Below are 26,246 nucleotides of genomic sequence, written 5' to 3'. Positions count from 1 at the left end.
GAAGTTTTGCTTGCCCCCGCAAATATGCAGGTGATACCGCCGGTCGCACCATATTGCTAGGGGCCCGGATCGTTGGCTGTGGCAATGCTGTGGATGTGCCTGTCGAGCCGAACTCGGGCCGGCCCCGGGAACAATGGCGGCCGTACCGCGGCGTGCGGTTTCCGTTACACGTCTATCGATTGCCAATCGGTGGGTACCGGCGGGCGGCGGAGTTGTCTGAAACGCTCACAATCACTCCGGGGCAACCTACTGTGGGGTAGTTGTGACAGCTGTTTACAGTGCTAGCTGGCATGACGCTTCCTGAAACGGCGGCGTGACCCGGGAAGGGAGAGGCCGTACCGGTCGCCGCCGGACCGGTTGATAAGTTTGCCGAACTTGTTTGCTGTTCTGAGTGCTGGCTAATACCAGACTTGACAAGGTGAGCCGCATCACATTTACTTAAACGTCAATAAGACAATGGATCCGCAGGTTGCGGCACTATCGGAAAGTTGCTGGATGTCGAGGATGTAGCTGGTGTAGCCTGCGCGTCGCGGCACTTGAAGCTGTAGAGTCCTCAGTGGATTTGCTCAGTTTTTAACGCCATCGTCAACGGAGACGACTACGCTACCGACTCACGGACGAGTCCCGGCACGGTGTGGAAAGGAAAACGGGGCCCGCCCGCAAAGGCGCCCACGGTAGTCCGCACGCCGCCGCCCGGCTCACTCGGTCTGGCAGTACCCCGCCTGGAAGAGGTTTGAACTACGTGGTTGATACACCTGTCACAGCGGTCGCCGTCATCGGGATGGCGTGCCGATTGCCTGGCGGAATCGACTCACCTGACCAGATGTGGCAGGCGCTGCTCGACGGGCAGGACCTCGTCACCACGATCCCGGAGAGCCGCTGGGATGCCGACGAGTACTACGACCCCGAGCCCGGCGTGCCCGGCCGCTCGGTGTCCAAGTGGGGAGCCTTCCTCGACGATGTAGCGGGTTTCGACGCCGACTTCTTCGGCATCAGCGATCGTGAGGCGACCGCGGTCGACCCGCAGCACCGGCTGCTGCTGGAGACGGCCTGGGAGGCGATCGAACACGCCGGCCTGGATCCGGCATCCCTGGAGGGTTCGCGCACCGGTGTGTTCATGGGCTTGACCCATGGCGACTACCAACTGGTCGCGGCCGACGCCCATGCCATCGAGGGGCCCTACGGCTTCACCGGTAACAACTTCAGCCTGGCGTCCGGGCGCATCTCCTATCACCTCGGTCTGCGTGGCCCGGCCTCCTCGGTGGACTCGGCGTGCTCGTCGAGCCTGCTGGCACTGCACATGGGCGCCAGAAGCCTGCACGAGGGGGAGAGCGACCTGGTGCTCGCCGGTGGCGTGACCATCGTGCTGGAGCCCCGCAAACTGTCCTCGGGCTCGGCGCAGGGGATGCTCTCGCCCACCGGGCACTGCCACGCGTTCGACGCCGCCGCGGACGGCTTCGTCCCCGGCGAGGCGGTCGGTGTCCTGCTGCTCAAACGGCTCGCCGACGCCGAGCGCGACGGCGACCGGATCCTCGCGGTCGTGCGCGGCACCGCCGCCAACCAGGACGGCCACACCGTCAACATCGCCACCCCGTCGCGCGATGCCCAGGTGGCCGTCTACCAAGAGGCGCTGGCGGTCGGCGCGGTCGACGCGAAGACCGTCGGCATGGTCGAGGCACACGGCACCGGCACCCCGGTCGGTGACCCGATCGAGTACTCCAGCCTGGCCGCGGTCTACGGCGGTGGCGGCCCGGTCGCACTGGGGTCGTGCAAGACCAACTTCGGCCACTCCCAGTCCGCCTCGGGTGCCATCGGGCTGATCAAGAGCGTGCTCGCGTTGCGGCATGCCACGGTGCCGCCGAACATCCACTTCAATCGGCTGCCCGACGAGCTGGCCAACATCAAGACCGACCTGTACGTGCCCACGGCCGCCTCGCCATGGCCGGTCGGCGAGACGCCGCGCCGCGCCGCGGTCTCGGCCTACGGCCTGTCCGGCACCAATGTGCATGCGGTACTGGAGGAAGCCCCGGCGGTGGCACCCGCCGACGGCACGGAGCCGGCGGGGCCGCAGATCTTCGCGCTGTCGTCGACCTCGGCCGAGGGGCTGCGCAGCACCGCTGGCCGGCTCGCGGACTGGGTCGCCGCACGCACCGACACCCTGAACCTGCACGACCTCGCCTACACCCTGGCCCGGCGCCGCGCCCACCGCCCGGTGCGCACCACGGTGCTGGCCCACGACCACGCGTCCCTGATCGCGGCGCTGCGTGAGGTTGCCGACGGCGAGACGCCGTATCAGGCCGCGGTGGCCAAGGACGATCGCGGCCCGGTGATGGTGTTCTCCGGTCAGGGCTCGCAATGGGCGGGCATGGGCGCCGGCCTGCTCGCCGCGGAACCGGCCTTCGCGGCGGCCGTCGCCGAGATCGAACCGCTGATCGCCGCCGAGTCCGGCTTCTCGGTCACCGAAGAGCTGCGTTCCTCGGTCACCGTGACCGGCATCAACAAGGTGCAGCCGACCGTCTTCACCATGCAGGTGGCGCTGGCCGCCACGCTGAAGTCCTATGGCGTGCTGCCCGGCGCGGTGATCGGCCACTCGATGGGTGAGGTCGCCGCGGCCGTGGTGTCCGGCGTGCTCAGCCTCGAAGACGGCGTCAAGGTGATCTGCCGGCGCTCCAAGCTGATGGCCACCATCGCCGGTTCCGGCGCCATGGCCTCGGTGGAACTGCCCGCCCAGCAGGTGCTCTCCGAGCTCGCCGCCCGCGGGATCAACGACGTGGTGCTTTCGGTGGTCGCGTCCCCCCGCTCGACCGTCGTCGGCGGTGCCAAGGAGTCGATCCGCGAGTTGGTGGCGGATTGGGAGAGCCGCGATGTGATGGCGCGCGAGGTGGCCGTGGACGTGGCCTCGCACTCGCCGCAGGTGGACCCGATCCTCGACGATCTGGCCGACGCGCTGGCGGATCTGGATCCGTCCGAGCCGAACGTCGACTACTACTCGGCGACGCTGTACGACCCGCGCGATATCGCTGACTGGGACGCCGACTACTGGGTCGACAACCTGCGCCACGCGGTGCGCTTCGCCGCCGCCGTGCAGGCCGCCCTGGAGGACGGCTACCGGGTGTTCACCGAGCTGTCCCCGCACCCGCTGCTGACCCACGCCGTCGACCAGACGGCGAGCAGCCTCGACATCAGCCACGCCGCGCTGGCCAGCGTGCGACGCGAACAGGAGCTGCCCTACGGCCTGCTCGGGGTGCTCGCCGACCTGCACAACGCCGGAGCCCGGATCGATTTCTCGGTGCTCTACCCGTCCGGCAATCTGGTCGACGCCCCGCTGCCGACCTGGACGCACCGCGAACTGCTGCTGGTGCGCGACCCGCACGAACTCGCCCCCGGCGGTGCCACCATCGCCGTGCACCCGCTGCTGGGTGCCCACGTCCGGTTGCCCGAAGAACCCGAACGCCACGCCTGGCAGGCCGACGTCGGCACCGAGACCCAGCCCTGGCTGGGCGACCATCAGGTGCACAACGTCGCGGCGCTGCCCGGCGCCGCGTACGTGGAGATGGCACTGGCCGCCGCGCGCACCGTGCTCGGTGACGCCGGCGAGGTGCACGACATCACCTTCGATCAGCTGCTGCTGCTGGAGGAGAGCACCGAGGTCTCCGCGGCCGCCACCGTCACCGGGGCCGGCGCCGCCGACTTCGCGGTGGAGACCTACCTGCAGGGCGAACAGGTCAAGCGGGCCACGGCCACGCTGCGCGCCGGTGCGGACGAGACCGCACCCGCCGCCATCGACATCGACGCCGTGTTCGCGGCGCACCCGGTGCGCGTCGACGGCGCCGAGATGCGCGGCTGGTACAACCAGCGCGGCGTGCAGTACGGCCCGGCGTTCGCCGGCCTGGTCGCGGTCAATGTCGCCGCCGCCGACGGGCCGGTGGCGTCCGGCGGCGCCTCGGATTCGGTGCTCGCCGAGGTCGCGCTGCCCGGATCGATCCGCTCCCAACAGGGTGCCTACGGGGTCCATCCGGCACTCCTGGACGCCTGCTTCCAGGCCGTCGGCGCCCACCCGGTGCTGCACAGCGACACCACCGGCACGCTGATGCTGCCGCTCGGGGTGCGGCGGTTGCGGGCCTACGGTTCGACCCGTAACGCGCATTACTGCTACGCCCGCATCGTCAGCGTCAGCGCGGCGGCCGTCGAGGTGGACCTCGACCTACTCGACGAGAACGGGACCGTGCTGCTGGCCGTCGGCGGGCTGCGCGTCGGCACCGGGGTCTCCGACAGCGGCCAGCGGGACCGCACCTTCAGCGACCGGCTGCTGGCCATCGAATGGCGTCCGCAGGACCTGCCCGAGGTGGACTACCACGACGCCGGGCGCTGGCTGCTGATCAGCACCTCGGATGCGGCCGATCTGCTGGCCACCAAGCTCGCCGACGCGCTCAAGAGCCACGACGTCGACGTCACCACGATGGTGTGGCCGCAGCATTCCGATCACGATGCGCACGCCGCCCGGTTGCGTGAGCAACTGGCCGCCCAGCAGTTCGGCGATGTCCTGGTGGTCACCCCGCCACGGCACGGTGTCACCGATGAGCAGTCCGGTGTGCGCGGCGGCGACAACGTGCGCCACCTCGTCAAGATCGTGCGCGAGCTGCCGGAGACGCCGGGGGAGGCGCCGCGGCTGCACGTGCTGACCCGCAACGCGCAGACCGTGCTGGCCGAGGATTCCGCGAACCTCGACGAGGCGGGGCTGCGCGGCCTGGTGCGCGTGATCGGCACCGAGTTCCCGCAGTTGAGGACCACCCAGGTCGACGTCGACGACTACACCGACGCCGCGCAGATCGCCGCGCAGCTGGTGTCGGGCACCGACGAGGACGAGACCGCCTGGCGCGGTTCCAAGTGGTATGTGGCGCGTCTGGTTCCCGGGCCGCTGCGTCCGGAGGAGCGGCGCACCACCGTGGTCAACCCGGCGCGGGAGGGGATGCGCCTGCAGATCCGCACGCCCGGTGACATCCAGTCGCTGGAGCTGGCCGCCTTCGAGCGCATCGCACCCGGCCCCGGTCAGATCGAGGTCTCGGTCACCGCGTCGAACCTGAACTTCGCCGATGTGCTGGTGGCGTTCGGCAAGTACCCGAGCTTCGAGGGTCGGATGCCCAAGCTGGGTGCGGACTTCGCCGGCGTCGTCACCGCGGTCGGGCCGGGTGTCACCGGCCACAAGGTCGGCGACCGGGTCGGCGGCATCTCCGCCGACGGGGCCTGGGCGACGTTTGTGACCTGCGATGCCAACCTGGCGGTCACGCTGCCGCCGGGGTTGCCGACCAACCGGGCCGCCGCGGTGCCCAGCGCCCATGCCACCGCCTGGTACAGCCTGCACGACCTGGCCCGCATCAGCGCCGGGGACAAGGTGCTCATCCACTCGGCCACCGGTGGTGTCGGACAGGCGGCGATCGCGATCGCGCGCGCCGCCGGCGCCGAGATCTACGCCACCGCGGGCAGCGAGGCGCGACGAGAACTGTTGCGCGGCATGGGAATCGAACACGTCTACGATTCGCGTAGCACCGCGTTCGCCGACGAGATCCGCCGGGACACCGACGGCTACGGCGTGGACATCGTGCTCAACTCGCTGACCGGTGCGGCCCAGAAGGCGGGGCTGGAGCTGCTGTCCTTCGGCGGCAGGTTCGTCGAGATCGGCAAGCGCGACATCTACGGCGACACCCGGATGGGGCTGTTCCCGTTCCGGCGCAACCTGTCGTTCTACGCGGTCGACCTGGCGCTGCTGTCGCTGACCGATTCCGACACCCTGCGGCGCCTGCTGGAGGTCTGCTACCAGCAGATCGCCGACGGCGTGCTGCCGCTGCCGGAGACCACGCACTACCCGCTGGAGGACGGTGCCACCGCGATCCGCGTGATGGGTGCCGCCGAGCACACCGGCAAGTTGGTCCTCGACATCCCGCACGGGGGCCAGATCAGCGCGGTCGTCCCGCCGGAGGAGGCCCAAGCGGTCCGCGGCGACGGCGCCTATGTCGTCACCGGCGGACTGGGCGGTCTCGGTCTGTTCCTGGCCGAGAAGCTGGCCGGCGCCGGCGCCGGCCGCATCATCCTCAACGGCCGCTCCGCGCCGTCGGGCGCCGCCAAGGAGGTCGTCGAGCGGATCCGCCGCACCGGCACCGAGGTCGAGGTCGAACTCGGCGATATCGCCGAGCCCGATACCGCGGACCGGCTGGTGGTGGCGGCCTGCGCCACCGGCCTGCCGCTGCGCGGGGTGCTGCACGGCGCCGCGGTCATCGAGGATGCCGCGATCCCGAACATCACCGACGAACTGGTCGAGCGGGATTGGGCGCCCAAGGTCTACGGTGCGCTGAACCTGCACCAGGCGACCGCCAAGCAGAGCCTGGACTGGTTCTGCGTGTTCTCCTCGGCGGCCGCGCTGGTCGGCTCACCGGGACAGGGTGCCTACGCCGCGGCCAACAGCTGGCTGGACGCGTTCACGCACTGGCGCCGCAGCCAGGGCCTGCCCAGCACGTCGATCGCCTGGGGCCCGTGGGCGGAGATCGGTGCCGGTGCCGCACTGGCCGAGAGCAGCGAGGCCGCGATCGCGCCGGAGGAGGGCGCTTTTGCGTTCGAGACGCTGCTGCGGCACGATCGTGCCTACAGCGGTTACGCCCCCGTGGTCGGCACACCGTGGCTGGCCGCCTTCGCCCAGACGAGCAAGTTCGCCGAGGCGTTCCAGTCCACCGGGCAGCGCAACACCGGCAGCGCGTTCCTCGCCGAGTTGCATGAGCTGCCGCGCGACGAGTGGCCGGCGCGGATGCGCCGGATGATCGCCGAGCAGATCAGCATGATCCTGCGCCGGTCGGTCGACCCGGATCGCCCGCTCGCCGAGTACGGACTCGATTCGCTCGGCACGTTGGAGGTACGCACCCGCATCGAAGCGGAGACAGGTATTCGTATCGGATCGACAGATATTTCCACCATCCGGGCGCTGGCCGATCGCTTGTGCGATGTGCTGGCACCTGACGAAGTATCGGTTCCGTCATGATCACGGGTCGCGCAGCGTGGCTCGATACGTGGTCGGGCGTCGTCGAAGCAGGAGATGAATAGTGGTTGCGATGAAACCGATCCATGACTGGGTCGGCGAACCCGGGGCTGTGACTTCCTGGCATCCGTCGCGGGCGACGCTCGCCAAGGTCAAGGATGCGCCGGTCAGCGACGTCCCGGTGAGCTACCAGCAGGCTCAGCATCTGCTCGCCTACCGCAAGCACGAGGCCTCCGGCACCGATATGGCCCGGTTGAACATCCCCTCCTGGGATATCCCGGGGCGCTGCGATGTGCGGGCGATGACCCATGTCATCAATGCCTACCTGCGCAGGCACGACACCTTCCACAGCTGGTTCGAGTACGTCCCCGGCGGGGCCGACTCGGCCGACCAGATCGTCCGGCACACCGTGACCAACCCGCGGGATATCAAGTTCACTCCCGTCGAGCACGGCGAGATGAACGCGGCGCAGTGGCGCGAACATGTGCTGGGCACCGCCAGCCCGTGGGTCTGGGACTGCTTCCACATCGGGATGATCCAGCGCGAGGACCACTTCACCATCTACATCAGCGTCGACCACGTGCACACCGACGCGATGTTCATGGGCCTGGCCTTCGTCGAGATCCACATGATGTACAACACGCTGGTCGAAGGTCTGGCGCCGCTGAAGCTGCCGGAACCGGGCAGCTATGACACCTACTGCCGCGAGCAGCACGCCTACGTGTCCGGGTTGACCACCGAATCGCCGGAGGTGCGCGACTGGATCGAGTTCCTGCAGCACAACGGCGGCACACTGCCCACCTTCCCGCTGCCGCTCGGTGACCCGTCGGTGGCCTACACCGGTGATGTCATCACCGTGCAGCTGCTGGACAAGGAGCAGGGCGACAAGTTCGAGCAGGCCTGCATCACCGCCGGAGCCCGCTTCAGCGGCGGTGTGTTCGCCTGCGGCGCCATCGCGAACGCGGCGCTCACCGGAACCGACACCTACCGCGTCATCACCCCGACCACCACCCGGCGCACCCCGGCGGAGTTCATGACCACCGGCTGGTTCACCGGGCTGGTGCCGATCACCGTCCCCGTCGACCCGGAATCGTTCGACGACACCGCCCGCGCGGCGCAGGAATCCTTCGACGGCGGCCTCGACCTGGCCCACGTCCCGGTCGAGCGGGTGCTGGAATTGGGGGCGGCCTCGCACGGACTGCGGGCGCCCGAAGCCGGCGTGCCGATGCTGTCCTACCTGGATGCGGGTCTGCTGTCGCCCGGCGTCATCGCCGAGTGGCAGCGCCTCAACGGCACCATTTACAGCGATTCGCGCTCGGCCTACCAGGTCGGCATGTGGGTGAACCGGGTCGAGCAGGAGACCACGGTGACCGCCGCCTTCCCGAGCAATCCGATCGCCCGCGAATCGGTGCTGCGTTATCTGCAGGCGATGAAGTCCGTGTACCTGAGCGTCGTGGAGGGCCGCAGCGTCGCGGTCGCCGCCATCGCCGCGGACACCGTCGACCTGGATCTCAAGACGGCCTGATCGTCGTTGTGGGTATCGGAGGTACCGTCGCGATGGCTCGTGCCGTGACAGCGCCCGACAACCGGCTCGATTTCACCGACCAGGCGATGTTCCTGGGGCTGCGTGCCACCGGCCAGGAGGCCGTCATGCAGGTGGTGTGGATTTATGAGCGCCCCATCGACCTCGACGGCGTCCGACGCTTCCATGCGCACATCGGCCACGGTCTGCTCGGCCGGCGGATCGAACGGTCGCCGTTGCCGTTCGGCCGACACCGCTGGGTCTCCGCGCTCGGCCCGCAGTCCGACCTGGACATCGACGCGCCGCGGGAACGCGCGGACCTCGGGCGCTGGATCGACGAACGTTCGACCATGCCGCTGGATCCGGAGTACGGACCGGCCTGGCACATGGGTGTGCTGCCGATGACCGACGGGTCGACCGCCGTCAGCATCGTGATCTCGCACTGCGTCAGCGACGGCGGCGGTGCCCTGGCCTCGATGGTCAACGCCGTGCACGCCCGCACCCTCGACTACGGCTACCCGCGGCCGGGGTCGCGCACCCGCGGCCAGGCGCTGCGCGCCGACCTGCGCGCCACCGTGCGCGGGCTGCCCGAGGTGGGGCGCACCCTGGTCGAGGCCGCCCGCCAGGCCATCCGGCGGCGCGCCGAACTGTCGAGTTCCGGTGCCGCCAAACCCGTGGTCACCGGTGCGGACCGGCAGGTCTTCACCCCGTCGGCCACCGTCTGCGTGAAGCTCGACGACTGGGACCGGCGCGCCGGCGAACTCGGTGGCAACGGCCATTCGCTGGTCGCCGGGTTCGTCGCGAAACTCGCGCAGAACATCGGGCGGGTGGGTCCGGACGGCATGGTGACCCTGAACATCCCGCAGGGGGACCGGGGACCCGGCGATGACGACACCCGCGCCAACGCGGTGGTGCTGGTGAACCTGGCCATCGACCCGGCGAAGGTGACCACCGACCTGACCGAGGCGCGCGCGGCGATGAAGGAAGGGTTGCGTCGGGCACGCGAGGTGCCCGACGAGAACTTGCGGCTGCTGCCGCTGACCCCGTACATCCCCAAGCGGGTGGTCCGCACGATGGCCGATGTCGCGTTCGGGTTCAGCACCGAACTGCCGGTGTCCTGCTCCAACATGGGTGACGTCCCCGAGGGCGTGCCCAATGTCGACGGCACCCCGGCCGATATCGTCTTCCTGCGCGGTATCGACCGGGTCGCCACCTTGCACGCTTTGGAGCAGCGCTGCGGGTTGCTCACCGTGGTGGCCGGGCGGATCAACGGCACCGAGACACTCACCTTCGCCGCCTACGCACCGGGTGCGGAGAACACCACGGCGTGGCTGCGGGCCGAACTGGAGCGCACGCTCGCGGCCTTCGAGCTGTCGGGCGTGATCGAGTAGTGAAGGGGAACAGGTCTTTTGGAGTTCACTAACGGCACCGCCGAGGGTAACCGGCTGACCCTGTGGGACGAGGCCCTGGTGCGGGCGAACCGGGCCACCGGCCGGGTGCAGATGATCCAGGTGGTCTGGGTCTACGAGCATCCGGTGAACATGGACCAGGTGCGGCGCTTCCACCGCAACTTCGGTTACGGGATGGCCGGTCGGCGGGTGGAGCGCTCCCCGCTGCCGTTCGGCCGCTACCGCTGGGTGTCTGCACTGGGCCCGGCCGCGCCGCTGCACATCAACACCGACCCGTTGCCGCGCGAGCAGATCAGCGACTGGGCCGACCGGTGGGCCCAGGTCACCGTCGACCCCGAGGACGGGCCCGGCTGGCAGATGGCCGTGCAGTCGTTCACCGACGGCGTCACCGCCATCTCGGTGGTGGGTTCACACTGCCTCGGCGACGGCGTGGCAGCCCTGCTCGCGGTGGGCACCGCGGTGGCCGGCGCCAACATCGACATCGGCTACCCGCCGCCGCTGTCGCGGCGCACCGGCCGCGCCATCCTCGAGGACCTGCGCGAGACCGTACGTGAGCTGCCCACCATCGCCCGGGCCGCCCGCAAGGCGGTCAAGGTGTTGCGCGCCGGTGGCGAGGCGGCCGCGGCGCCGGCGAAACCGGTGCGCCCGCCGGTCGCCGACCCCGACGAGTTGGTCATCGTCCCGGCCATCACCACCTATGTGGATCTGGCCGAATGGGATGCGCGGGCCGAGGCCCTCGGCGGCAACGGGTACTCGCTGCTGGCGGCCATCAGCGCCAAGCTGGGGGAACGGATGGGTCGGCGCAACGCCGACGGCAATGTGTCGCTGCTGATCGCGATCAGCGATCGCACCTCCGAGACCGATGTCCGCGCCAATGCGATGACGCTGGTGAACGCGAAGGTCGACCCCACCGAGGTGACCAAGGATCTGAGCGCCACCCGGGGGATCCTGCGCGAGGCCCTGAAGTCGGCCAAGGATCAACCCGACGAGATCCTGGAACTGATGCCGCTGACACCCCTGGTGCCCAAGCGGCTGGTCAAGAAGGTCGCGGACATGATGATCGCCTCCGACGACATGCCGGTGGTGTGCTCCAACATGGGCGACCTGCCGCCCGTGCTGACCTGTCCGGACGGCACCGAGGCCGAGTACACCGCGTTCTACGGTGTCGATCAGGCCACCCCGCGCGGCGAGCTGGAACACGGTGACGGGCAGCTGGTCGTGGTTTCCGGCCGGATCAGTGGCAAGATCATCATCGGCATCGTCGCCTATCAGTCCGGGGCCGAGAACTCGAAGGCCCGCCTGCGGGACCTGACCGCCCAGACATTGGCCGAATTCGACCTGACCGGCGTGTTCGTTTAATACTGCATTTCGATCTGCACGGCTGAGAAAGGCTCACACCCGATGTCCGATACCTCCCTCATTGGCGTGCTCCGCGAACGCGCGAGCCTCCAACCCGAGGACATTGCCTACACCTTCATGGATTACGACCACGACTGGGACGGGGTCTCCACCACCCTGAGCTGGGCGCAACTGTATCGGCGGGTGCGCAGCCTCGCGTTCGAGATGCGGCAGATCGGCCAAATCGGTGACCGCGCCGTCATCCTGGCGCCACAGGGCCTGGAATACGTGATCGGGTTCCTGGCCTCGCTGGAAGCCGGCATCATCGCGGTGCCGCTGTCGGTGCCGATGGTCGGCCAGCACGACGAGCGGGTGTCCGCCGTCATCAAGGACTCCGCGCCGTCGCTCATCCTGACCACCTCGGCGGTGGCCGCGACGGTGGCCGAATACGCGAAGGCCGAAAGCGCCGATGGGGAGGGCGCAGCGGCGGCCGCGACGGTCATCGAGGTGGACACCCTGGACCTGGACGCGCGTCGCAAATCGCTGTCCAGCCGCGAGGAGAAGCCGGCGACGGCCTACCTGCAGTACACCTCGGGTTCCACCCGCACCCCGGCCGGGGTGATGGTCACCAACCGCAACCTGACCTCCAATTTCGAGCAGATGATGTGCGCGTTCTTCCCGCACTTCGGCAAGGTGCCGCCGTCGGGTGCGCATGTGGTGTCCTGGCTGCCCTTCTACCACGATATGGGTCTGTTGCTCGGCATCGTCGCCCCGGTGCTGGGCGGCTGGAGCACGGTGTTCACCACCCCGTTGTCCTTCCTGGCCCGGCCCGCGCGCTGGATCCAGTTGATGGGCAGCTTCCCGCGTGTGGTCACCGGTGGGCCGAACTTCGCGTTCGAACTGGCGGCCGGACGGACCACCGACGAGGATCTCGACGGTATCGACCTCGGCGATGTCATCGCGGTGTACAGCGGGGCCGAGCGCGTGCACGAGACCACCCTGAAGCGGTTCTCCCAGCGGTTCGCCAAGTTCAACTTCGACGAGGGGGTCATCCGGCCCTCCTACGGGCTGGCCGAGGCGACGCTGTTCGTCGGCACCGGCGTGCCCGGCCCGCCGAGCGTGGTGGCCTTCGACCCGGAGAAGCTGTCCGCCGGGGTGGCCGAGCGCACCACCGACGGCAGCGGCACCAAGCTGGTGGGGTATGGCCACCCGGAGGATCCGGTGGTGCGCATCGTCGATGCCGAAACCCGCCGGGAGGTGCCGGCCGGCGGTATCGGGGAGATCTGGTCCTACGGGGAGAACAACTGCCTGGGCTACTGGGAGAAGCCAGAGCAGACCGAGCACACCTTCGGCGGGCGCATCGAGAATCCGTCCGAGGGCACCCCGGAGGGTCCGTGGCTGCGCACCGGCGATCTCGGCTTCCTCTCCGACGGCGAGCTGTTCATCATCGGGCGGATCAAGGATCTGCTGATCGTGCGCGGCAGCAACCACTATCCCGACGATATCGAGGCCACCATCCAGGAGATCACCGGCGGCCGGGTCGCGGCGATCGCGGTCGAGGGGGACCGCAGCGAGCAGCTGGTGGCGATCATCGAGGTCAAGAAGCGCGGCGAGACCGAAGAGGCCGTGTTGGAGAACCTGCTCACCATCAAGCGGGATGTCGCCTCCGCGGTCTCGCAGACGCACGGTATCGCCGCGGCCGACCTGGTGCTGGTGCCACGCGGTGCCATCCCGATCACGACCAGTGGCAAGATCCGCCGACAGTCCTGCGTCCAGAAGTACAACAACCACGAGTTCTCCCGGCTGGACGACAAGGTCCCCACCGCCTGAGCCGCGGACGGCCGACCGGTGCCGAGCGCACTTACGATGTGAGAGTGGACAACACCCTCGCCTATATCGACCAGGGGTCCTTCCTCGGCCTGCGGGCGCTCGGTCGTGGGCCGATCGTGCAGGCCGTCTGGGTGTACGACCGCGGGGTCGACATGGACGGGTTGCGCCGGTTCCGGCGCAACCTCGCCAAGGGTCTGTTCGGACGCCGGATCGAACGGTCGGCATTGCCGTTCGGCCGGCATCATTGGGTCGCCGACGCGGCACCGCAGTCGCTGGATCTGTCGGTGCAGGAGCGTCCGCGCGGTGACGTGTGGAACTGGGCGGACACCTGCCTGGGTGCGCCGATCGATCCCGAGCACGGTCCCGGCTGGCGGCTGGCGGTACAGCCGCTGACCGACGGCGGCGCGGCCGTCAGTCTGGTGGTCTCGCACTCGATCGCCGATGGCCACGGCCTGGTCATCGCGGTCACCGACGCCGTCAACGGGGTGGACCGCAACCTCGGCTATCCGCCGCCGCGGTCGCGGACCCGGCGCGCGGCGCTGGCCCAGGATGCGCGGCAGACGCTGGCCGCGGTTCCGCAGATGGTGGCCGCGGTGGCGGCATCGGTGCGGGTGGCCCGCGCCGAGCGCGCCGAGCTGGCGACCTCGTTCAAGGCCGCCGGCGACGTGCCGCCCGGTGACGACGAGCCGATGGTCGCCCCGTCGGTGGTGGTGTTCGTCGACGCGGCGCAGTGGGATGAATGCGCGCAGCGCCTGGGCGGCACCGCCAACTCGCTGTTCTGCGGGATGGCCGCCCGGCTCGGCCAGCTGCTGGGCCGGGTCGGGCCGGACGGTCGGGTGAACCTGTCCTGGCCGGTCAGTGAGCGCACCGAGGGCGACACCCGAGCCAATGCTCTGGTGGCGGCGACGATGACCGCCGATCCGGATCAGGTGCTGACGGATTTGACCGTGGTGCGTGCGGATATGAAACGTGCGCTGTCGGAGTCCGCGCAGACGTCGGTGCGGATGACCGGGCCGCTGCCGTTGACACCGCTGACCCCGCGGGTGGTGCTGCGCCGGCTGGAGGGCATGGTGCTGTCGGTGAACAGTCCGATCGGCTGCTCCAACATGGGGGACCTGGACCCGGCGTTCAACAGGCCCGACGGCACCGACGCCGACTACGTGATGATGCGAGGTGCCGAACCGCAGATCACCAGCCGGGTGCTCAACCGGATCGGCGGCCAACTGGTGCTGGGCGGTTGCCGCTCCCGTGGCCGGGTGGCCGTGTCGGTCAGTTCCTGGACGGTGGGTCAGCACAACTCCAAGGAGGCGCTGCGCGAGGTGGTGCTCAAGGTCCTGGCCGACTACGGCTTGACCGGCACCGTCGAGGGCCCGCTGAGCTGAGCCCTACCGGGCGGCGCGCTGCGCCGCCGCGGCCTTCTGCTCGATCAGGTCGGCGGCCTTGGCGACGCTCTGCTCGGGCGTGGCCAGCCGGGCCCCGAACTCGCGGGCCCGCTCGACGATATCCGGCGCCAAGACGGTGCGCAGCGCCTCGGTGAGCGATTTCTTCGTGATCCGGGTGAATCGTTGCGAGGTGCCGATCCGCAGTTTCTTCACCTGCCGGGCCCAGACGGGCTGGTCGGCGGACACCCACAGCACCAGCGTCGGCACCCCGGCCCGGGCGCCGGCCGCCGTCGTGCCGGCCCCGCCGTGATGGACCACCGCGCGGCAGGTCGGGAAGATCGCGGCATGGTTGACCGCACCGACGAGCTTGACGTGCTCGGCATGCGGCATGGCGTCGAGTTCCCAGACCCCGGAACTGATCAGGGCGCGTTCACCGAGTTCGGCGCACACCTCGGTGATCATCGTGACCGCATCGGCCGGTGACTGCACCGGCATACTGCCGAAACCGAAGTAGATGGGCGGCGTGCCCGACGCGATCCACGATGTCACCTCCGCGTCGGTCTCGGTCTGCAGGCCCAGCGTGATGGCACCGGTGAACGCCCGGCTGCCGTTCCATTCCTCGGACAACCCGGGGTAGAACAGTTCGTCGTAGGCCTGGATCTCGCAGGTGCCGCTGTCGACGACGCGTTTGGCCGACCGCACGCCGGTCTTCGGCAGGCCCAGGATGCGGCGCTGCTCGTCCTCGGCCTTCTTCGAGACGCGCCACAGACCCCACTCGAGCACCGCGAAGCCGGACTTCGCGACCCAGCGCGGCGCCGGCACCGGGATCAACTGGCTGTTGGGCCGATTGGGGAAGTAGTGCAGCGCGGCCAGCGGGATGCCGTAGCGCTCGGCGACATTGGCGGCCACTTCCTGATAGGTGGTGCCGGTGAGGATGATGTCGGCGTCGGCGGCCAGTTCGGTGAGCGCGGCATTCATCTCGCTCCAGCCCGCCGTGTAGTAATCGACGGCCTTGCGGACGACCGTCAGCGGATTGTGGAACTGCCAGTAGTTCTGAAACGCGTCGCTCTCCACCTGTTTCTGGGAGTCCACGCCGTAGGGCACCGCGTCGGTGAAACCGACCGTGCCGACGAACCCGATCAGGTTCGGGGGGACGGCCATCCGCACATCGTGACCCCGGGTGCGGAGCTCGCGGGCGACGGCCGCACAGGGTTCGACATCGCCACGTGTCCCGTGGACTGCCACAACGATTTTCATCAGGTCGCAGTGTAGGCGGTCGGGCAGCGGCCGGGACGACTCAGCGATCGATCTTGGAGAACCACCGGGTCTTGATCCGCCACGAGTGTGCCGAGGACAGCGCGAAACCGGCACCGCAGGCGCACGCGAAAATCCAGACGAACACCCCGCGCTCCCAGGCCAGGAAGGCCGGGAAGATGGCGGACATGATCCGGATGATGCAGGCGATGATGCCGCTGGCGCAGGCCACCAGGTACACGTTGGCGATCCGCCGGGAACGCGGGTCCTTGCGCAGTACCAGCAGGGCACGCGCGCCGTACCCCAGCAGATAGATGAGCATGCCGCACAGCATCACCCAGTACAGGCTGAGCCAGCTGTCGGTGGGGGAGGCGAAGAAGTCCCGCGCGTAGACGGTGTGCGCGCTGCTCAGCGAGAAGGTGGCCAGCAGCAGGGGGATGCACAGCGTGGCGGGCAGTTCGACGTACTGGCGGAAGGCTCGCTGCATCTGGTGGTCGTCCTGCAGTCGGCCGACGGCGTTGTAGACGATGGCCGATGCCGCCACGATGTACATGTCGTGGCCGACGAAGTCCTCCAGATTCCACATGCCGGTCACCGAGTGCAGTGCCTTGCCGACGGTGTCGGAGGCCAGCGGTGACATCAGCAGGATGGCGCCGCCCTGCAGGGCGATGTTCAGCGTCGCCGCGACTTCCCAGCGGCAGGTCCAGGTGACACGGCGGATCCACAGGCTCCACGCGATACACGTAAGCGTGATCGCGATGAGAACTGCAATTTCCATCGTGCGTCGCCTTCGAGGCCTGTGAGCTGTGAGTTACCTCAGCAAATACTACGTGTTAAAGCGGAGGTGCGTCAGGCCGTGGCGACAATTCGGAGAGTTTGCGAGGGCGGGTCTGTTGCTGCGGTGCGGCCTCGACCCGCACGGAGTCCTGCACCGCGGTGACGGTGAACGGTGTCGATTCGATGTAGTTCCACACCTCTTGCCTGCTCATCAGGCCGAACCGGATCTGGAGGTCCGGGTAACTCAGATTGAAGCGGTCGGCGACGCGGCGCAGTTCTTCCGCGTCGGGATAACTGGTTTCCTTGATCCGCCGGTAGTAGGTGCTGCTGGAGATGTCGAGCGCGTCGTAGATGTCCTTTGCTTCGACATCACCGTCCAGCAGGTAGTCGAGCAGGGCTTTCAGCTGTCGGCCGTTCTCGTCTGTACGTGGCACCCACCAACAATAGCCCTATCCCGTTGCTGGGTGCCAGCAACCGATTGACGGACACCCGGACCTTAATTGACAGGGGTGTCAGACTTTCGGGAGTGATGTCCCAATTCTGGGACAAAGACTTTATTGTGGGTCGCATGGTTGCTCCGCTTTTCCAGGACCGGGTCTACGTCGAGGACTTCCCCGCGCCGGGCTTCGAGCTCGTCGTAGGGAACGCGCACGACATTGCCGCCACCCTGACGCTGGCCGACTACGACGCCGCCGGTGCCCCCACCGCCGCGGACCTCCAGCGGGTCGCCATGCCGTTGACCGAGTCGCTGAGTGCCGAACTCGACGGCGCCGCCGCCCACCTGGGCGTTCTCGCCGGCAAACTGCTGCTGGCGGCGCTCGGCCGCGCCGTGGCACGCACCATCGGCTGCGGCGTCGTCGCCGTGGACGTCGACGCGCACATCATCGCGCTGGACTGCGTGATGCCCGCCGATCTGGACGCCACCGAGATGCTCGCGCACGTGTGTTCGGCGCTGGCCGGATCCACCGCGCGCCGGCCCGAGCAGGCTCCGGCCGATGTGGCGTTCCGGTGCGCGGGCCCCGCCGAGGAGCCGCTGCCCGGCCACGCGCTGCAACTGCGCGCCCGTCGCGACAACGGCCTGGTCGAGCTGGAATGGTGTTACGACGCCCGCCGGTTCGAGCGCTACACCGTGGAAGAACTCGCCGAGCAGTTCCCACAGGCGCTCATCGAGATCACCTCGGAGGCCGTCCCCGGATTCACCGACGTGGCCTGAGCGCTAAACTCGTCGGCACAGGCGTCGATCCGGCCATCACCGGGGAGCCTCCGGAAGAACAGCGCCGCCGGTCCCGGCGGCGCCCAGTAGAACCGGACGGTCGGGCTCGTCATCGCCCAGTTGAGCGGTGCACCACGCCGAACCGGCACGGTGCGCAAGCGGGGTGGTACCGCGGGCTCGCGCACCTGTCGCGATGTTCGTCCCCGTGCCTGAATCGCTGGGCACAGGAGACGACGAGCAGTGACCGCTTACCCGAAGCCGGCCGCCGGGGCACCGAACTTCCCGGCGCTGGAGTCCGACGTCCTGGACTACTGGGGCGCCGACGACACCTTCCGCGCCAGCATCGCCCGACGTGACGGTGCGCCCGAGTACGTGTTCTACGACGGCCCGCCGTTCGCCAACGGCCTGCCGCACTACGGGCACCTGCTCACCGGGTACGTCAAGGACATCGTGCCGCGCTATCGCACCATGCGCGGCTACAAGGTGGAACGACGCTTCGGCTGGGACACCCACGGACTGCCCGCCGAGCTTGAGGTGCAGCGCCAGCTCGGGATCACCGACAAGAGTCAGATCGAAGAACTGGGCATCGAGAAGTTCAACGATGCCTGCCGTGCCTCGGTGATGAAGTATGCCGGCGAATGGCGCGCCTACGTCACCCGTCAGGCGCGCTGGGTTGACTTCGAAAATGACTACAAGACCATGGATCTGGGCTTCATGGAGTCCACCATCTGGGCCTTCAAGCAGCTCTGGGACAAGGGGCTGGCCTACCAGGGCAACCGGGTGCTGCCGTATTGCTGGAACGACGAGACCCCGTTGTCCAACCATGAGCTGCGGATGGACGATGACGTCTACCAGAGCCGGCAGGACCCGGCGCTCACAGTGGGTTTCAAGGCCACCGACGGGCCGGTGGCCGGTGCCTACCTGTTGATCTGGACCACCACGCCGTGGACGCTGCCGTCCAATCAGGCCGTCGCGGTCAACCCCGCGGTGTCCTACGTCACCGTCGAAGGGCCGGACGGGCACCGGTTCGTGCTCGCCGAGGCCCGGCTGGGCGCCTACGCACGCGAACTGGGCGAGGAGCCGGTCGTGGTGGCGACCCATCTGGGCGAACAGCTGCTCGGCACGCACTACCTGCCGCCGTTCGCCTACTTCGCCGACTCCGAGCAGGCGCGCAATTCCTTCCAGGTGCTGGCCGCGGACTTCGTCAGCACCGAGGACGGCACCGGTCTGGTGCACATGGCCCCGGCCTACGGCGAGGATGACAAGGCCACCGCCGACACCGCCGACATCGTCGCCGTCACCCCGGTGGACTCCAAGGGTCGGTTCGATGGATCGGTGCCCGACTACGCCGGCCTGCAGGTGTTCGAGGCCAACCCGCAGATCATCCGCGACCTGAAGAACGGGACCGGCCCGGCCGCGGTCAACGCCCCGGTGTTGCTGCGCCAGGAGACCTATGACCACTCCTATCCGCATTGCTGGCGATGCCGCAACCCCCTGATCTACCGGGCCGTGTCGTCCTGGTTCGTCAAGGTGAGCGAGTTCCGGGATCGGATGGTCGAACTGAACCAGCAGATCACCTGGTATCCCGAGCACGTCAAGGACGGCCAGTTCGGCAAGTGGCTGTCCAATGCCCGGGACTGGTCGATCTCACGAAACCGCTACTGGGGCACGCCCATCCCGGTGTGGGTCTCCGATGATCCGGCCTACCCGCGCACCGACGTGTACGGCAGTCTCGACGAGCTCGAACGCGATTTCGGGGTACGCCCGGACAACCTGCACCGGCCGTTCATCGACGAGCTGACCCGCCCGAATCCCGATGACCCGACCGGCAAATCGACCATGCGGCGGATCGAGGACGTGCTCGACGTCTGGTTCGACTCCGGGTCCATGCCGTATGCGCAGGTGCACTACCCGTTCGAGAACCGGGAATGGTTCGACGGATCAGATCATGAAGAGCCGCATTTTCCCGGCGATTTCATCGTCGAGTACATCGGCCAGACCCGCGGCTGGTTCTACACCATGCACGTGCTGGCCACCGCGCTGTTCGACAGGCCGGCCTTCAAAACCTGTGTCTCCCATGGCATCGTGCTGGGCAACGACGGTGCGAAGATGAGCAAGTCGCTGCGCAACTATCCGGACGTGTCCGAGGTGTTCGACCGCGACGGCTCCGATGCCATGCGGTGGTTCCTGATGGCCTCGCCGATCCTGCGCGGCGGCAATCTGATCGTCACCGAGCAGGGCATCCGCGAGGGAGTGCGGCAGGTGCAGCTCCCGTTCTGGAACGCCTACACGTTCCTCACCCTGTACGCGCGCGAGAAGGGCACCTGGCGTACCGATTCGGCACACGTGCTGGACCGCTACATCCTGGCCAAACTGGCCGCACTGCGCGACGAGCTGACCGCCTCGCTGGATGTCTGCGATATCTCCGGAGCCTGTGACCAATTGCGCCAGTTCACCGAGGCCCTGACGAACTGGTATGTGCGACGGTCACGTTCGCGGTTCTGGGAAGAGGACCGCGACGCCATCGACACGTTGCACACGGTGCTCGAGGTGACCGGCCGGCTCGCCGCGCCGCTGCTGCCGTTGGTCTCGGAGGTCATCTGGCGTGGTCTCACGGGCCAGCGATCGGTGCACCTGACCGATTGGCCCACGGCCGAGGAGCTGCCCGCCGATCCGGAACTGGTCGCCGCCATGGATCAGGTCCGCGAGGTCTGTTCCACCGGTTCGTCCCTGCGCAAGGCCAAGCAGCTGCGGGTGCGGCTGCCGCTACCGAAACTGACCGTGGCGGTCGACGATCCGCAGAAGCTGCGGCCGTTCGTCGACCTGATCGCCGACGAGCTGAACGTCAAAGCGGTCGAACTGACCGACGACGTGGACAGCTACGGCCGTTTCGAACTGGCCGTGAACGCCCGGGTCGCCGGGCCGCGCATCGGCAAGGACGTGCAGGCCGCGATCAAGGCCGTCAAGTCCGGTGCGGGCGTGGTCAACCCCGACGGCACGCTGACCGCCGGGCCCGCGACGCTGCTGCCGACCGAGTACACCTCCAAACTCGTTGCCGCCGATCCCGAATGGACCGCCGCGCTCGACGATGGCGCCGGCCTGGTGGTGCTCGACGGTGCGGTCACTCCCGAGCTCGAGGCCGAAGGGTGGGCCAAAGACCGCATCCGTGAACTGCAGGAGTTGCGTAAGACCACCGGCCTGGAGGTATCCGATCGGATCAGTGTGGTGATCGAGGTCCCCGCCGACAAGGCGGACTGGGCGCAGACCCACGCCGACCTGATCGCCGGTGAGGTGCTGGCCACCTCGTTCGTCTTCGGCAGCGCGACCGACGGAACCGAGATCGGCGACGGCGTGCGGGTGGCCATCGCCAAGGCGTGAGGTCAGCCCGCGACCACGCGGGCGGTGTGCCCGGCGATGCACACCTCGTCGCCGGGACGCAGTTGGCGCCCCCGGCGCAGGTCGACGTCGCCGTTGACGCTGACCTGCCCGTCGGCGATCACCGCTTTGGCGTCGGCACCGGAATCGATCAGCCCGGCCAGCTTGAGGAACTGTCCGAGCCGGATCGATGCGTCGCGAATCGGCACGTCGTCCATGCCCGTCAGAGTAGCCACCTAACATCTGCGAGGTGGAGCGCTGGGTGCTGCATCTGGACATGGACGCGTTCTTCGCGTCCGTGGAACAGTTGACCCGTCCGACGCTGCGCGGCAGACCGGTGCTGGTCGGCGGCCTCGGCGGTCGCGGCGTGGTCGCCGGGGCCAGCTACGAGGCCCGGGTCTTCGGCGCCCGCTCGGCGATGCCGATGCATCAGGCCAGGCGGATGGTGGGCGCCGGCGCGGTGGTGTTGCCGCCGCGCGGCGTGGTGTACGGCGTGGCGAGCCGGCGGGTGTTCCAGATCATCCGCACGGTGGTCCCGGTGCTGGAGCAGCTGTCGTTCGACGAGGCGTTCGGCGAGCCCGCCGAGATCGCCGGGTCGACCGCCGCCGAGGTCGAGGAATTCTGTGAGGCGCTGCGCGCCAAGGTTTTTGCCGAAACCGGTCTGGTGTCCTCGGTGGGCGCCGGGTCCGGCAAACAGGTCGCCAAGATCGCCTCCGGGTTGGCCAAACCCGACGGTGTGCGGGTGGTCGGGCGGGCGGAGGAGCGCGGGCTGCTGGCCGGGTTGCCGGTGCGTCGGCTGTGGGGGATCGGGCCGGTGGCCGAGGACAAGTTGCGCCGCCTCGGTATCGAGACCATCGGGGCGCTGGCCGAACTGTCCGACAACGAGGTCGCCGATGTGCTGGGCGCGACGGTCGGGCCCGCGCTGCACCGGTTGGCGCGCGGTATCGATGACCGCCCGGTCGCCGAGCGCGCCGACGCCAAGCAGATCAGTGCCGAGTCGACGTTCGCCGAGGACCTGCGCACCCTGGACCAGCTGCGCGACGCCGCCGCGACGATCGGCGAGCACGCGCATCGCCGGCTGCTCAAGGACGGGCGCGGGGCGCGCACGGTGACGGTGAAAATCAAACGCTCCGATATGAGCACGCTGACCCGTTCGGCGACGCTGCCCTACGCGTCGACCGATGCGACGCTGCTCATCTCCTCCGCACGCCGGCTGCTGCTCGACCCGATCGAGATCGGCCCGATACGCCTGCTCGGCGTTGGCTTTTCGGGTCTATCCGAGGTGCAGCAGGACTCGCTGTTCCCGGATCTGGACCAGGGCGGGCCGGACGAACCGGTCGCCGGTACCGAGGGCCCGGCACCGGCGCACCCGGTGACCGGGCCCGCCGAGTGGCGCATCGGAGACGATGTGCGCCATCCCGATCACGGTCACGGCTGGGTGCAGGGCGCCGGTCACGGCGTGATGACCATCCGCTTCGAGACCAGGGCCCGCGGGCCGGGCATCGCGCGGACCTTCCGTGCCGACCTGCCCGAGATCACCCGCGCCAACCCGGTCGACAGCCTGGACTGGCGTGACTATCTCGACGCCGTCCACCCCGGCGACGACTGACCCGGCGGGCCGCTCACCCCCACTGGGCGAACACCTCGGCGATGGGCGATCCCGCGGCCAGCGCGGCCATCAGCAGCACCCTGGCCTGGGCGGGCCGCAGGGTGGGAACGAGCACCGCCCCAGCGTCGAGCAGCGCGGCGCCCGGCCCGTAGGCGGGGCGCACCCGCCCGCCCGGCACCCGGGTGGACACCGCGACGTCGACCCCGGCCGCGCGGGCGCGCCGGGTGCCGTCGACGAATGCCTCGCCGGCATTGCCCGCCCCGAGCGCCTCCAGCACCACACCGCGCGCACCCGCGGCCAGACATGCGTCGAACGCGACGGTATCGGCGCCGGGATAGACGGCGACGATGTCGACCCGCGGCGCGGTGGCGGCACTCAGCGCACCGAGCCTCGGCCGGCGCGGTGCGGTGTCGAATCGGACCACCCCCTGCCGGACCGACCCCACCGCGGATCCGGCGAAACCGCGCAGATCTTCGGTGGCGACCTTGTGCAGGCCCAGCGGCTCCCAGACGACACCGGCGAAACTGAGCAGCACACCGGCGTCGGAGGCCTCGGCGCTGGCCGCCACCGCCAGCGCGTCGCGCAGGTTGTCCGGGCCGTCCGCGTCGGGGGCGTCCGCGCTGCGCTGTGCCCCGGTGAGCACCACCGGCACCGAGCCCCCGTAGGTCAGTTGCAGCCACAGCGCCGTCTCCTCCATGGTGTCGGTGCCGTGGGTGATCACGATCCCGGTGGCACCGTCGGCGACGGCAGCGTCGATCGCCGCGCCGATGTGGTCCCACTCGGTCGGCCCGAGCGCGGAACTGTCCAGCGCCATCAGCTCGACGACACCGACATCCATGCCGCGGGTCAGGTCGGCGCCGGTTCGGGTCGGGCGGGCCACGCCATCGGGCCCGGAACTGGTGGCGATGGTGCCGCCGGTGCTGATCACGACGAGGCGATGCATGCCCGCAATTGTTCACCCCGCCGGGCGGCTGCGCGGAGACCGCCCGAACAGTTTGGGATGATGGGCGGGTGAGTGAGGAATCAACAGGCTCGGCCGAGCGGGCGGCCGCGGACCCGGTAGCGCCACCGCAGCCCCGCAAGCGCCTGCGCCTGCTGCTGTCGATCGCCGCCGTGGTGCTGGCGCTCGACATCGTCACCAAGGTGCTCGCGGTCCGGTTGCTGGTGCCCGGTCAACCGGTGTCGATCATCGGCGACACCGTGACCTGGACGTTGGTGCGGAACTCCGGGGCGGCGTTCTCGATGGCCACCGGCTACACCTGGGTGTTGACCCTGATCGCCACCGGTGTGGTGATCGGCATCATCTGGATGGGCCGCCGGCTGGTGTCGCCGTGGTGGGCGCTGGGACTGGGCATGATCCTCGGTGGCGCGCTCGGCAATCTGGTCGACCGGTTCTTCCGGTCGCCGGGACCGTTGCGCGGACATGTGGTCGATTTCCTGTCCGTCGGCTGGTGGCCGGTGTTCAACGTCGCCGACCCTGCGGTGGTCGGCGGAGCGATTCTGCTGGTGGTGCTGTCGCTGTTCGGCTTCGACTTCGACACCTCCGGGCGGCGCAGACCCGAGACCGAGCCCACCACCGAGCCCACCACCGAGTCCGAACCCGCGCCCGAGAAGCAGCCCCTGCCGGAAACGGTCGCCGACGAGCAACCGGGCGCGTCCACCTGATGACAACGCGTTCGATGCCGGTACCCGAGGGCTTGGCGGGAATGCGAGTCGACGCGGGCCTGGCCCGGCTGCTCGGGCTGTCCCGCACGGTCGCCGCGGCGATCGCCGAGGAGGGTGGCGTCGAACTCGACGGTGCCGCCGCCGGCAAATCCGACAAGCTCGTCGCCGGGGCCTGGCTCGAGGTGCGGTTGCCCGAACCGGCTGCCCCGGTGGAGAACACGCCCGTCGAGATCGAGGGCATGGACATCCTGTACGCCGACGACGATATCGTCGCGGTCGACAAGCCGGCGGGTGTGGCCGCGCACGCCTCGGTCGGCTGGACCGGCCCCACGGTGCTCGGTGGGCTGGCCGCGGCGGGATTCCGGATCACCACCTCCGGGGTGGCCGAGCGCAAGGGCATCGTGTCCCGCCTGGACGTGGGCACATCGGGTGTCATGGTGGTGGCCATCTCCGAGCGGGCCTACACGGTGCTCAAACGCGCGTTCAAGGAGCGCACCGTCGAGAAGCGTTACCACGCACTGGTCCAGGGCCATCCCGACCCGTCCAGCGGGACCATCGACGCCCCGATCGGGCGGCACCGCGGCCAGGACTGGAAGTTCGCGGTCACCGAGCACGGCCGCGACAGCATCACCCATTACGACACCCTGGAGGCGCACGTCGCGGCCAGCCTGCTCGACATCCACCTGGAAACCGGCCGCACCCATCAGATCCGGGTGCACTTCTCGGCTCTGCACCATCCCTGCTGCGGTGACCTGACCTATGGCGCGGACCCCACCCTGGCCAAGAAACTCGGTCTGGACCGGCAGTGGCTGCACGCCCGGTCGCTGGCGTTCGCGCACCCCGCCGACGGCAGGCGGGTCGAGATCACCAGCCCCTACCCGGCCGACCTGCAGCACGCACTGGACATCCTGCGCAGCCACGACCAGTGAGCGCGCGTACCGGGCAGCGCGGCGGGCTGCTCTTCGGCATCGGAGCGTACGGCTGCTGGGGGCTGTTCCCGGCCTTCTTCCCGCTGCTCAAACCGGCCGGCGCGGTGGAGATCCTGGCGCACCGCATCGTCTGGGGCTTCCTGTTCCTGGTCGTGGTGGTCGCCGCGGTGCACCGGCTGCGGGATCTGCGCGCGATCAACGGCCGCACCTGGGTGCTGTTGGCGCTGGCGTCGGCGTTGATATCGGTCAACTGGCTCATCTATGTCTATGCGGTCAACAACGGTCATGTGGTCGACGCGGCGCTGGGCTACTTCATCAACCCCCTGGTGACGGTGCTGCTCGGGCTGGTGGTGTTCGGCGAGCGTCTGAACCGGGCGCAGGGTGCCGCGGTGGGCATCGCCCTCGCCGCGGTGGTGGTGCTCACGGTGCAGGTCGGCGCCCCGCCGTATATCGGGCTGGGACTGGCGTTGTCCTTCGGCCTGTACGGCGCAGTCAAGAAGGCCGTGCCGGTCGATCCCCGGGTGAGCGTCGGCATCGAGACGGCGCTGGCGACGCCCTTCGCGGTCGGCTACCTGATCGTGCTGCAGGCCGGCGGGCAGGCGGTCTTCGTGGGGCACGGCGCCGGGCACGTGGTGCTCCTGGTGCTGGCCGGGGTGCTGACGGCGGTGCCGCTGCTGCTGTTCGCCGCCGCCGCACATCGGTTGCCGCTGGTGACCATGGGGTTGTTGTTCTATATGACGCCGATCATGCAACTGTCCTGGGGCGTCCTGGTGGGGCACGAACCGATGCCGCCCGCCCGCTGGCTGGGATTCGGGCTGATCTGGGTGGCGCTGGCGGTGTTCACCGTGGACGCGGTGCGGCGCGCCCGGTCGGCACTCGTAGCTGACGGAGTTAACAGCAACACCATGTAGCCTTGTCG

The 26,246-nt window shown here is 69.0% G+C and carries 17 protein-coding genes; 12 read left to right on the top strand and 5 right to left on the bottom strand.

Annotation, left to right across the window (positions count from 1 at the left end; all coding sequences use genetic code 11):
• The first annotated feature begins 781 nt into the window (after positions 1 to 781).
• The 6 genes from pks2 to A7U43_RS17260 all read left to right on the top strand — a co-directional run bounded on the left by pks2 (position 782) and on the right by A7U43_RS17260 (position 14,505).
• The gene (pks2, locus tag A7U43_RS17285) at positions 782 to 7,027 is read left to right on the top strand and encodes a sulfolipid-1 biosynthesis phthioceranic/hydroxyphthioceranic acid synthase (RefSeq protein ID WP_231963696.1); all 6,246 of its coding nucleotides are present in this window, start codon (positions 782 to 784) and stop codon (positions 7,025 to 7,027) included.
• A 61-nt stretch (positions 7,028 to 7,088) separates the two neighbouring features.
• Positions 7,089 to 8,549, top strand: coding sequence for a condensation domain-containing protein (locus tag A7U43_RS29755; protein ID WP_197499868.1), 1,461 nt, complete (start codon positions 7,089 to 7,091; stop codon positions 8,547 to 8,549).
• Positions 8,550 to 8,581: 32 nt separating this feature from the next.
• The gene (locus A7U43_RS29750; protein ID WP_068002978.1) at positions 8,582 to 9,937 is read left to right on the top strand and encodes a wax ester/triacylglycerol synthase domain-containing protein; all 1,356 of its coding nucleotides are present in this window, start codon (positions 8,582 to 8,584) and stop codon (positions 9,935 to 9,937) included.
• Positions 9,938 to 9,955: 18 nt separating this feature from the next.
• On the top strand, positions 9,956 to 11,314 hold the full coding sequence (locus tag A7U43_RS17270; protein ID WP_067997707.1) for a WS/DGAT/MGAT family O-acyltransferase: 1,359 nt from the start codon (positions 9,956 to 9,958) through the stop codon (positions 11,312 to 11,314).
• 42 nt (positions 11,315 to 11,356) lie between these two features.
• Entirely contained in the window at positions 11,357 to 13,123 is a 1,767-nt protein-coding gene (locus A7U43_RS17265; protein WP_067997705.1) for an AMP-binding protein, read from the top strand.
• Between the two features lie 44 nt (positions 13,124 to 13,167).
• Positions 13,168 to 14,505, top strand: a complete 1,338-nt coding sequence (locus tag A7U43_RS17260) for a hypothetical protein (RefSeq protein ID WP_231963342.1) — start codon at positions 13,168 to 13,170, stop codon at positions 14,503 to 14,505.
• Positions 14,506 to 14,508: 3 nt separating this feature from the next.
• Here the strand turns inward: A7U43_RS17260 and A7U43_RS17255 are convergent, their stop codons facing one another.
• From A7U43_RS17255 to A7U43_RS17245, 3 genes are read right to left on the bottom strand one after another with little or no spacing between them, the layout of a single operon-like run.
• The gene (locus tag A7U43_RS17255) at positions 14,509 to 15,762 is read right to left on the bottom strand and encodes a glycosyltransferase (protein WP_067997699.1); all 1,254 of its coding nucleotides are present in this window, start codon (positions 15,760 to 15,762) and stop codon (positions 14,509 to 14,511) included.
• Positions 15,763 to 15,802: 40 nt separating this feature from the next.
• Entirely contained in the window at positions 15,803 to 16,537 is a 735-nt protein-coding gene (locus A7U43_RS17250) for a hypothetical protein (RefSeq protein WP_067997697.1), read from the bottom strand.
• A 55-nt stretch (positions 16,538 to 16,592) separates the two neighbouring features.
• Positions 16,593 to 16,970 carry a helix-turn-helix transcriptional regulator gene (locus tag A7U43_RS17245; protein WP_067997695.1) on the bottom strand — a complete coding sequence of 126 codons (378 nt, stop codon included), beginning with the start codon at positions 16,968 to 16,970 and terminating at the stop codon, positions 16,593 to 16,595.
• Between the two features lie 134 nt (positions 16,971 to 17,104).
• Here A7U43_RS17245 and A7U43_RS17240 point away from each other — a divergent pair, with 134 nt between their 5' ends.
• Entirely contained in the window at positions 17,105 to 17,749 is a 645-nt protein-coding gene (locus A7U43_RS17240; RefSeq protein ID WP_156525946.1) for a hypothetical protein, read from the top strand.
• A 240-nt stretch (positions 17,750 to 17,989) separates the two neighbouring features.
• Complete coding sequence (gene ileS / locus A7U43_RS17235; protein WP_067997692.1) at positions 17,990 to 21,127, top strand: isoleucine--tRNA ligase; 3,138 nt, start codon at positions 17,990 to 17,992, stop codon at positions 21,125 to 21,127.
• A gap of 2 nt (positions 21,128 to 21,129) precedes the next feature.
• Here ileS and A7U43_RS17230 read toward each other — a convergent pair whose 3' ends face one another.
• Entirely contained in the window at positions 21,130 to 21,342 is a 213-nt protein-coding gene (locus A7U43_RS17230) for an RNA-binding S4 domain-containing protein (protein WP_067997689.1), read from the bottom strand.
• A 59-nt stretch (positions 21,343 to 21,401) separates the two neighbouring features.
• Here A7U43_RS17230 and A7U43_RS17225 point away from each other — a divergent pair, with 59 nt between their 5' ends.
• The gene (locus A7U43_RS17225; RefSeq protein WP_068002972.1) at positions 21,402 to 22,733 is read left to right on the top strand and encodes a DNA polymerase IV; all 1,332 of its coding nucleotides are present in this window, start codon (positions 21,402 to 21,404) and stop codon (positions 22,731 to 22,733) included.
• 13 nt (positions 22,734 to 22,746) lie between these two features.
• Here the strand turns inward: A7U43_RS17225 and A7U43_RS17220 are convergent, their stop codons facing one another.
• Positions 22,747 to 23,676, bottom strand: coding sequence for an asparaginase (locus A7U43_RS17220; RefSeq protein WP_067997685.1), 930 nt, complete (start codon positions 23,674 to 23,676; stop codon positions 22,747 to 22,749).
• Positions 23,677 to 23,744: 68 nt separating this feature from the next.
• On the opposite strand from A7U43_RS17220, the gene lspA reads away from it, so the two are divergent.
• Genes lspA through rarD form a run of 3 tightly spaced genes read left to right on the top strand, consistent with a single transcriptional unit; the run spans position 23,745 to position 26,238 of the window.
• Positions 23,745 to 24,398, top strand: a complete 654-nt coding sequence (gene lspA, locus A7U43_RS17215; protein ID WP_067997681.1) for a signal peptidase II — start codon at positions 23,745 to 23,747, stop codon at positions 24,396 to 24,398.
• Complete coding sequence (locus tag A7U43_RS17210; RefSeq protein ID WP_067997677.1) at positions 24,398 to 25,327, top strand: RluA family pseudouridine synthase; 930 nt, start codon at positions 24,398 to 24,400, stop codon at positions 25,325 to 25,327. The genes lspA and A7U43_RS17210 overlap by 1 nt, the downstream gene beginning before the upstream one ends.
• On the top strand, positions 25,324 to 26,238 hold the full coding sequence (gene rarD / locus A7U43_RS17205; protein WP_067997674.1) for an EamA family transporter RarD: 915 nt from the start codon (positions 25,324 to 25,326) through the stop codon (positions 26,236 to 26,238). Before A7U43_RS17210 ends, rarD begins: the two co-directional genes overlap by 4 nt.
• Positions 26,239 to 26,246: the final 8 nt, after the last annotated feature.

Source organism: Mycobacterium adipatum (assembly GCF_001644575.1).
GTDB classification, from domain to species: Bacteria; Actinomycetota; Actinomycetes; order Mycobacteriales; family Mycobacteriaceae; genus Mycobacterium; species Mycobacterium adipatum.
This window is presented reverse-complemented; position numbering and strand designations above follow the sequence as displayed.

What these genes read in the sequence shown, in the direction of transcription:
- pks2 (WP_231963696.1), top strand. Translation starts at nt 782, where the DNA reads ATGGCGTGCCGATTGCCTGGCGGAATCGACTCACCTGACCAGATGTGG.
- A7U43_RS29750 (WP_068002978.1), top strand. Translation starts at nt 8,582, where the DNA reads ATGGCTCGTGCCGTGACAGCGCCCGACAACCGGCTCGATTTCACCGAC.
- A7U43_RS17265 (WP_067997705.1), top strand. Translation starts at nt 11,357, where the DNA reads ATGTCCGATACCTCCCTCATTGGCGTGCTCCGCGAACGCGCGAGCCTC.
- A7U43_RS17255 (WP_067997699.1), bottom strand. Translation starts at nt 15,762, where the DNA reads ATGAAAATCGTTGTGGCAGTCCACGGGACACGTGGCGATGTCGAACCC.
- A7U43_RS17250 (WP_067997697.1), bottom strand. Translation starts at nt 16,537, where the DNA reads ATGGAAATTGCAGTTCTCATCGCGATCACGCTTACGTGTATCGCGTGG.
- A7U43_RS17240 (WP_156525946.1), top strand. Translation starts at nt 17,105, where the DNA reads ATGGTTGCTCCGCTTTTCCAGGACCGGGTCTACGTCGAGGACTTCCCC.
- A7U43_RS17230 (WP_067997689.1), bottom strand. Translation starts at nt 21,342, where the DNA reads ATGGACGACGTGCCGATTCGCGACGCATCGATCCGGCTCGGACAGTTC.
- A7U43_RS17225 (WP_068002972.1), top strand. Translation starts at nt 21,402, where the DNA reads ATGGACGCGTTCTTCGCGTCCGTGGAACAGTTGACCCGTCCGACGCTG.
- A7U43_RS17220 (WP_067997685.1), bottom strand. Translation starts at nt 23,676, where the DNA reads ATGCATCGCCTCGTCGTGATCAGCACCGGCGGCACCATCGCCACCAGT.
- A7U43_RS17210 (WP_067997677.1), top strand. Translation starts at nt 24,398, where the DNA reads ATGACAACGCGTTCGATGCCGGTACCCGAGGGCTTGGCGGGAATGCGA.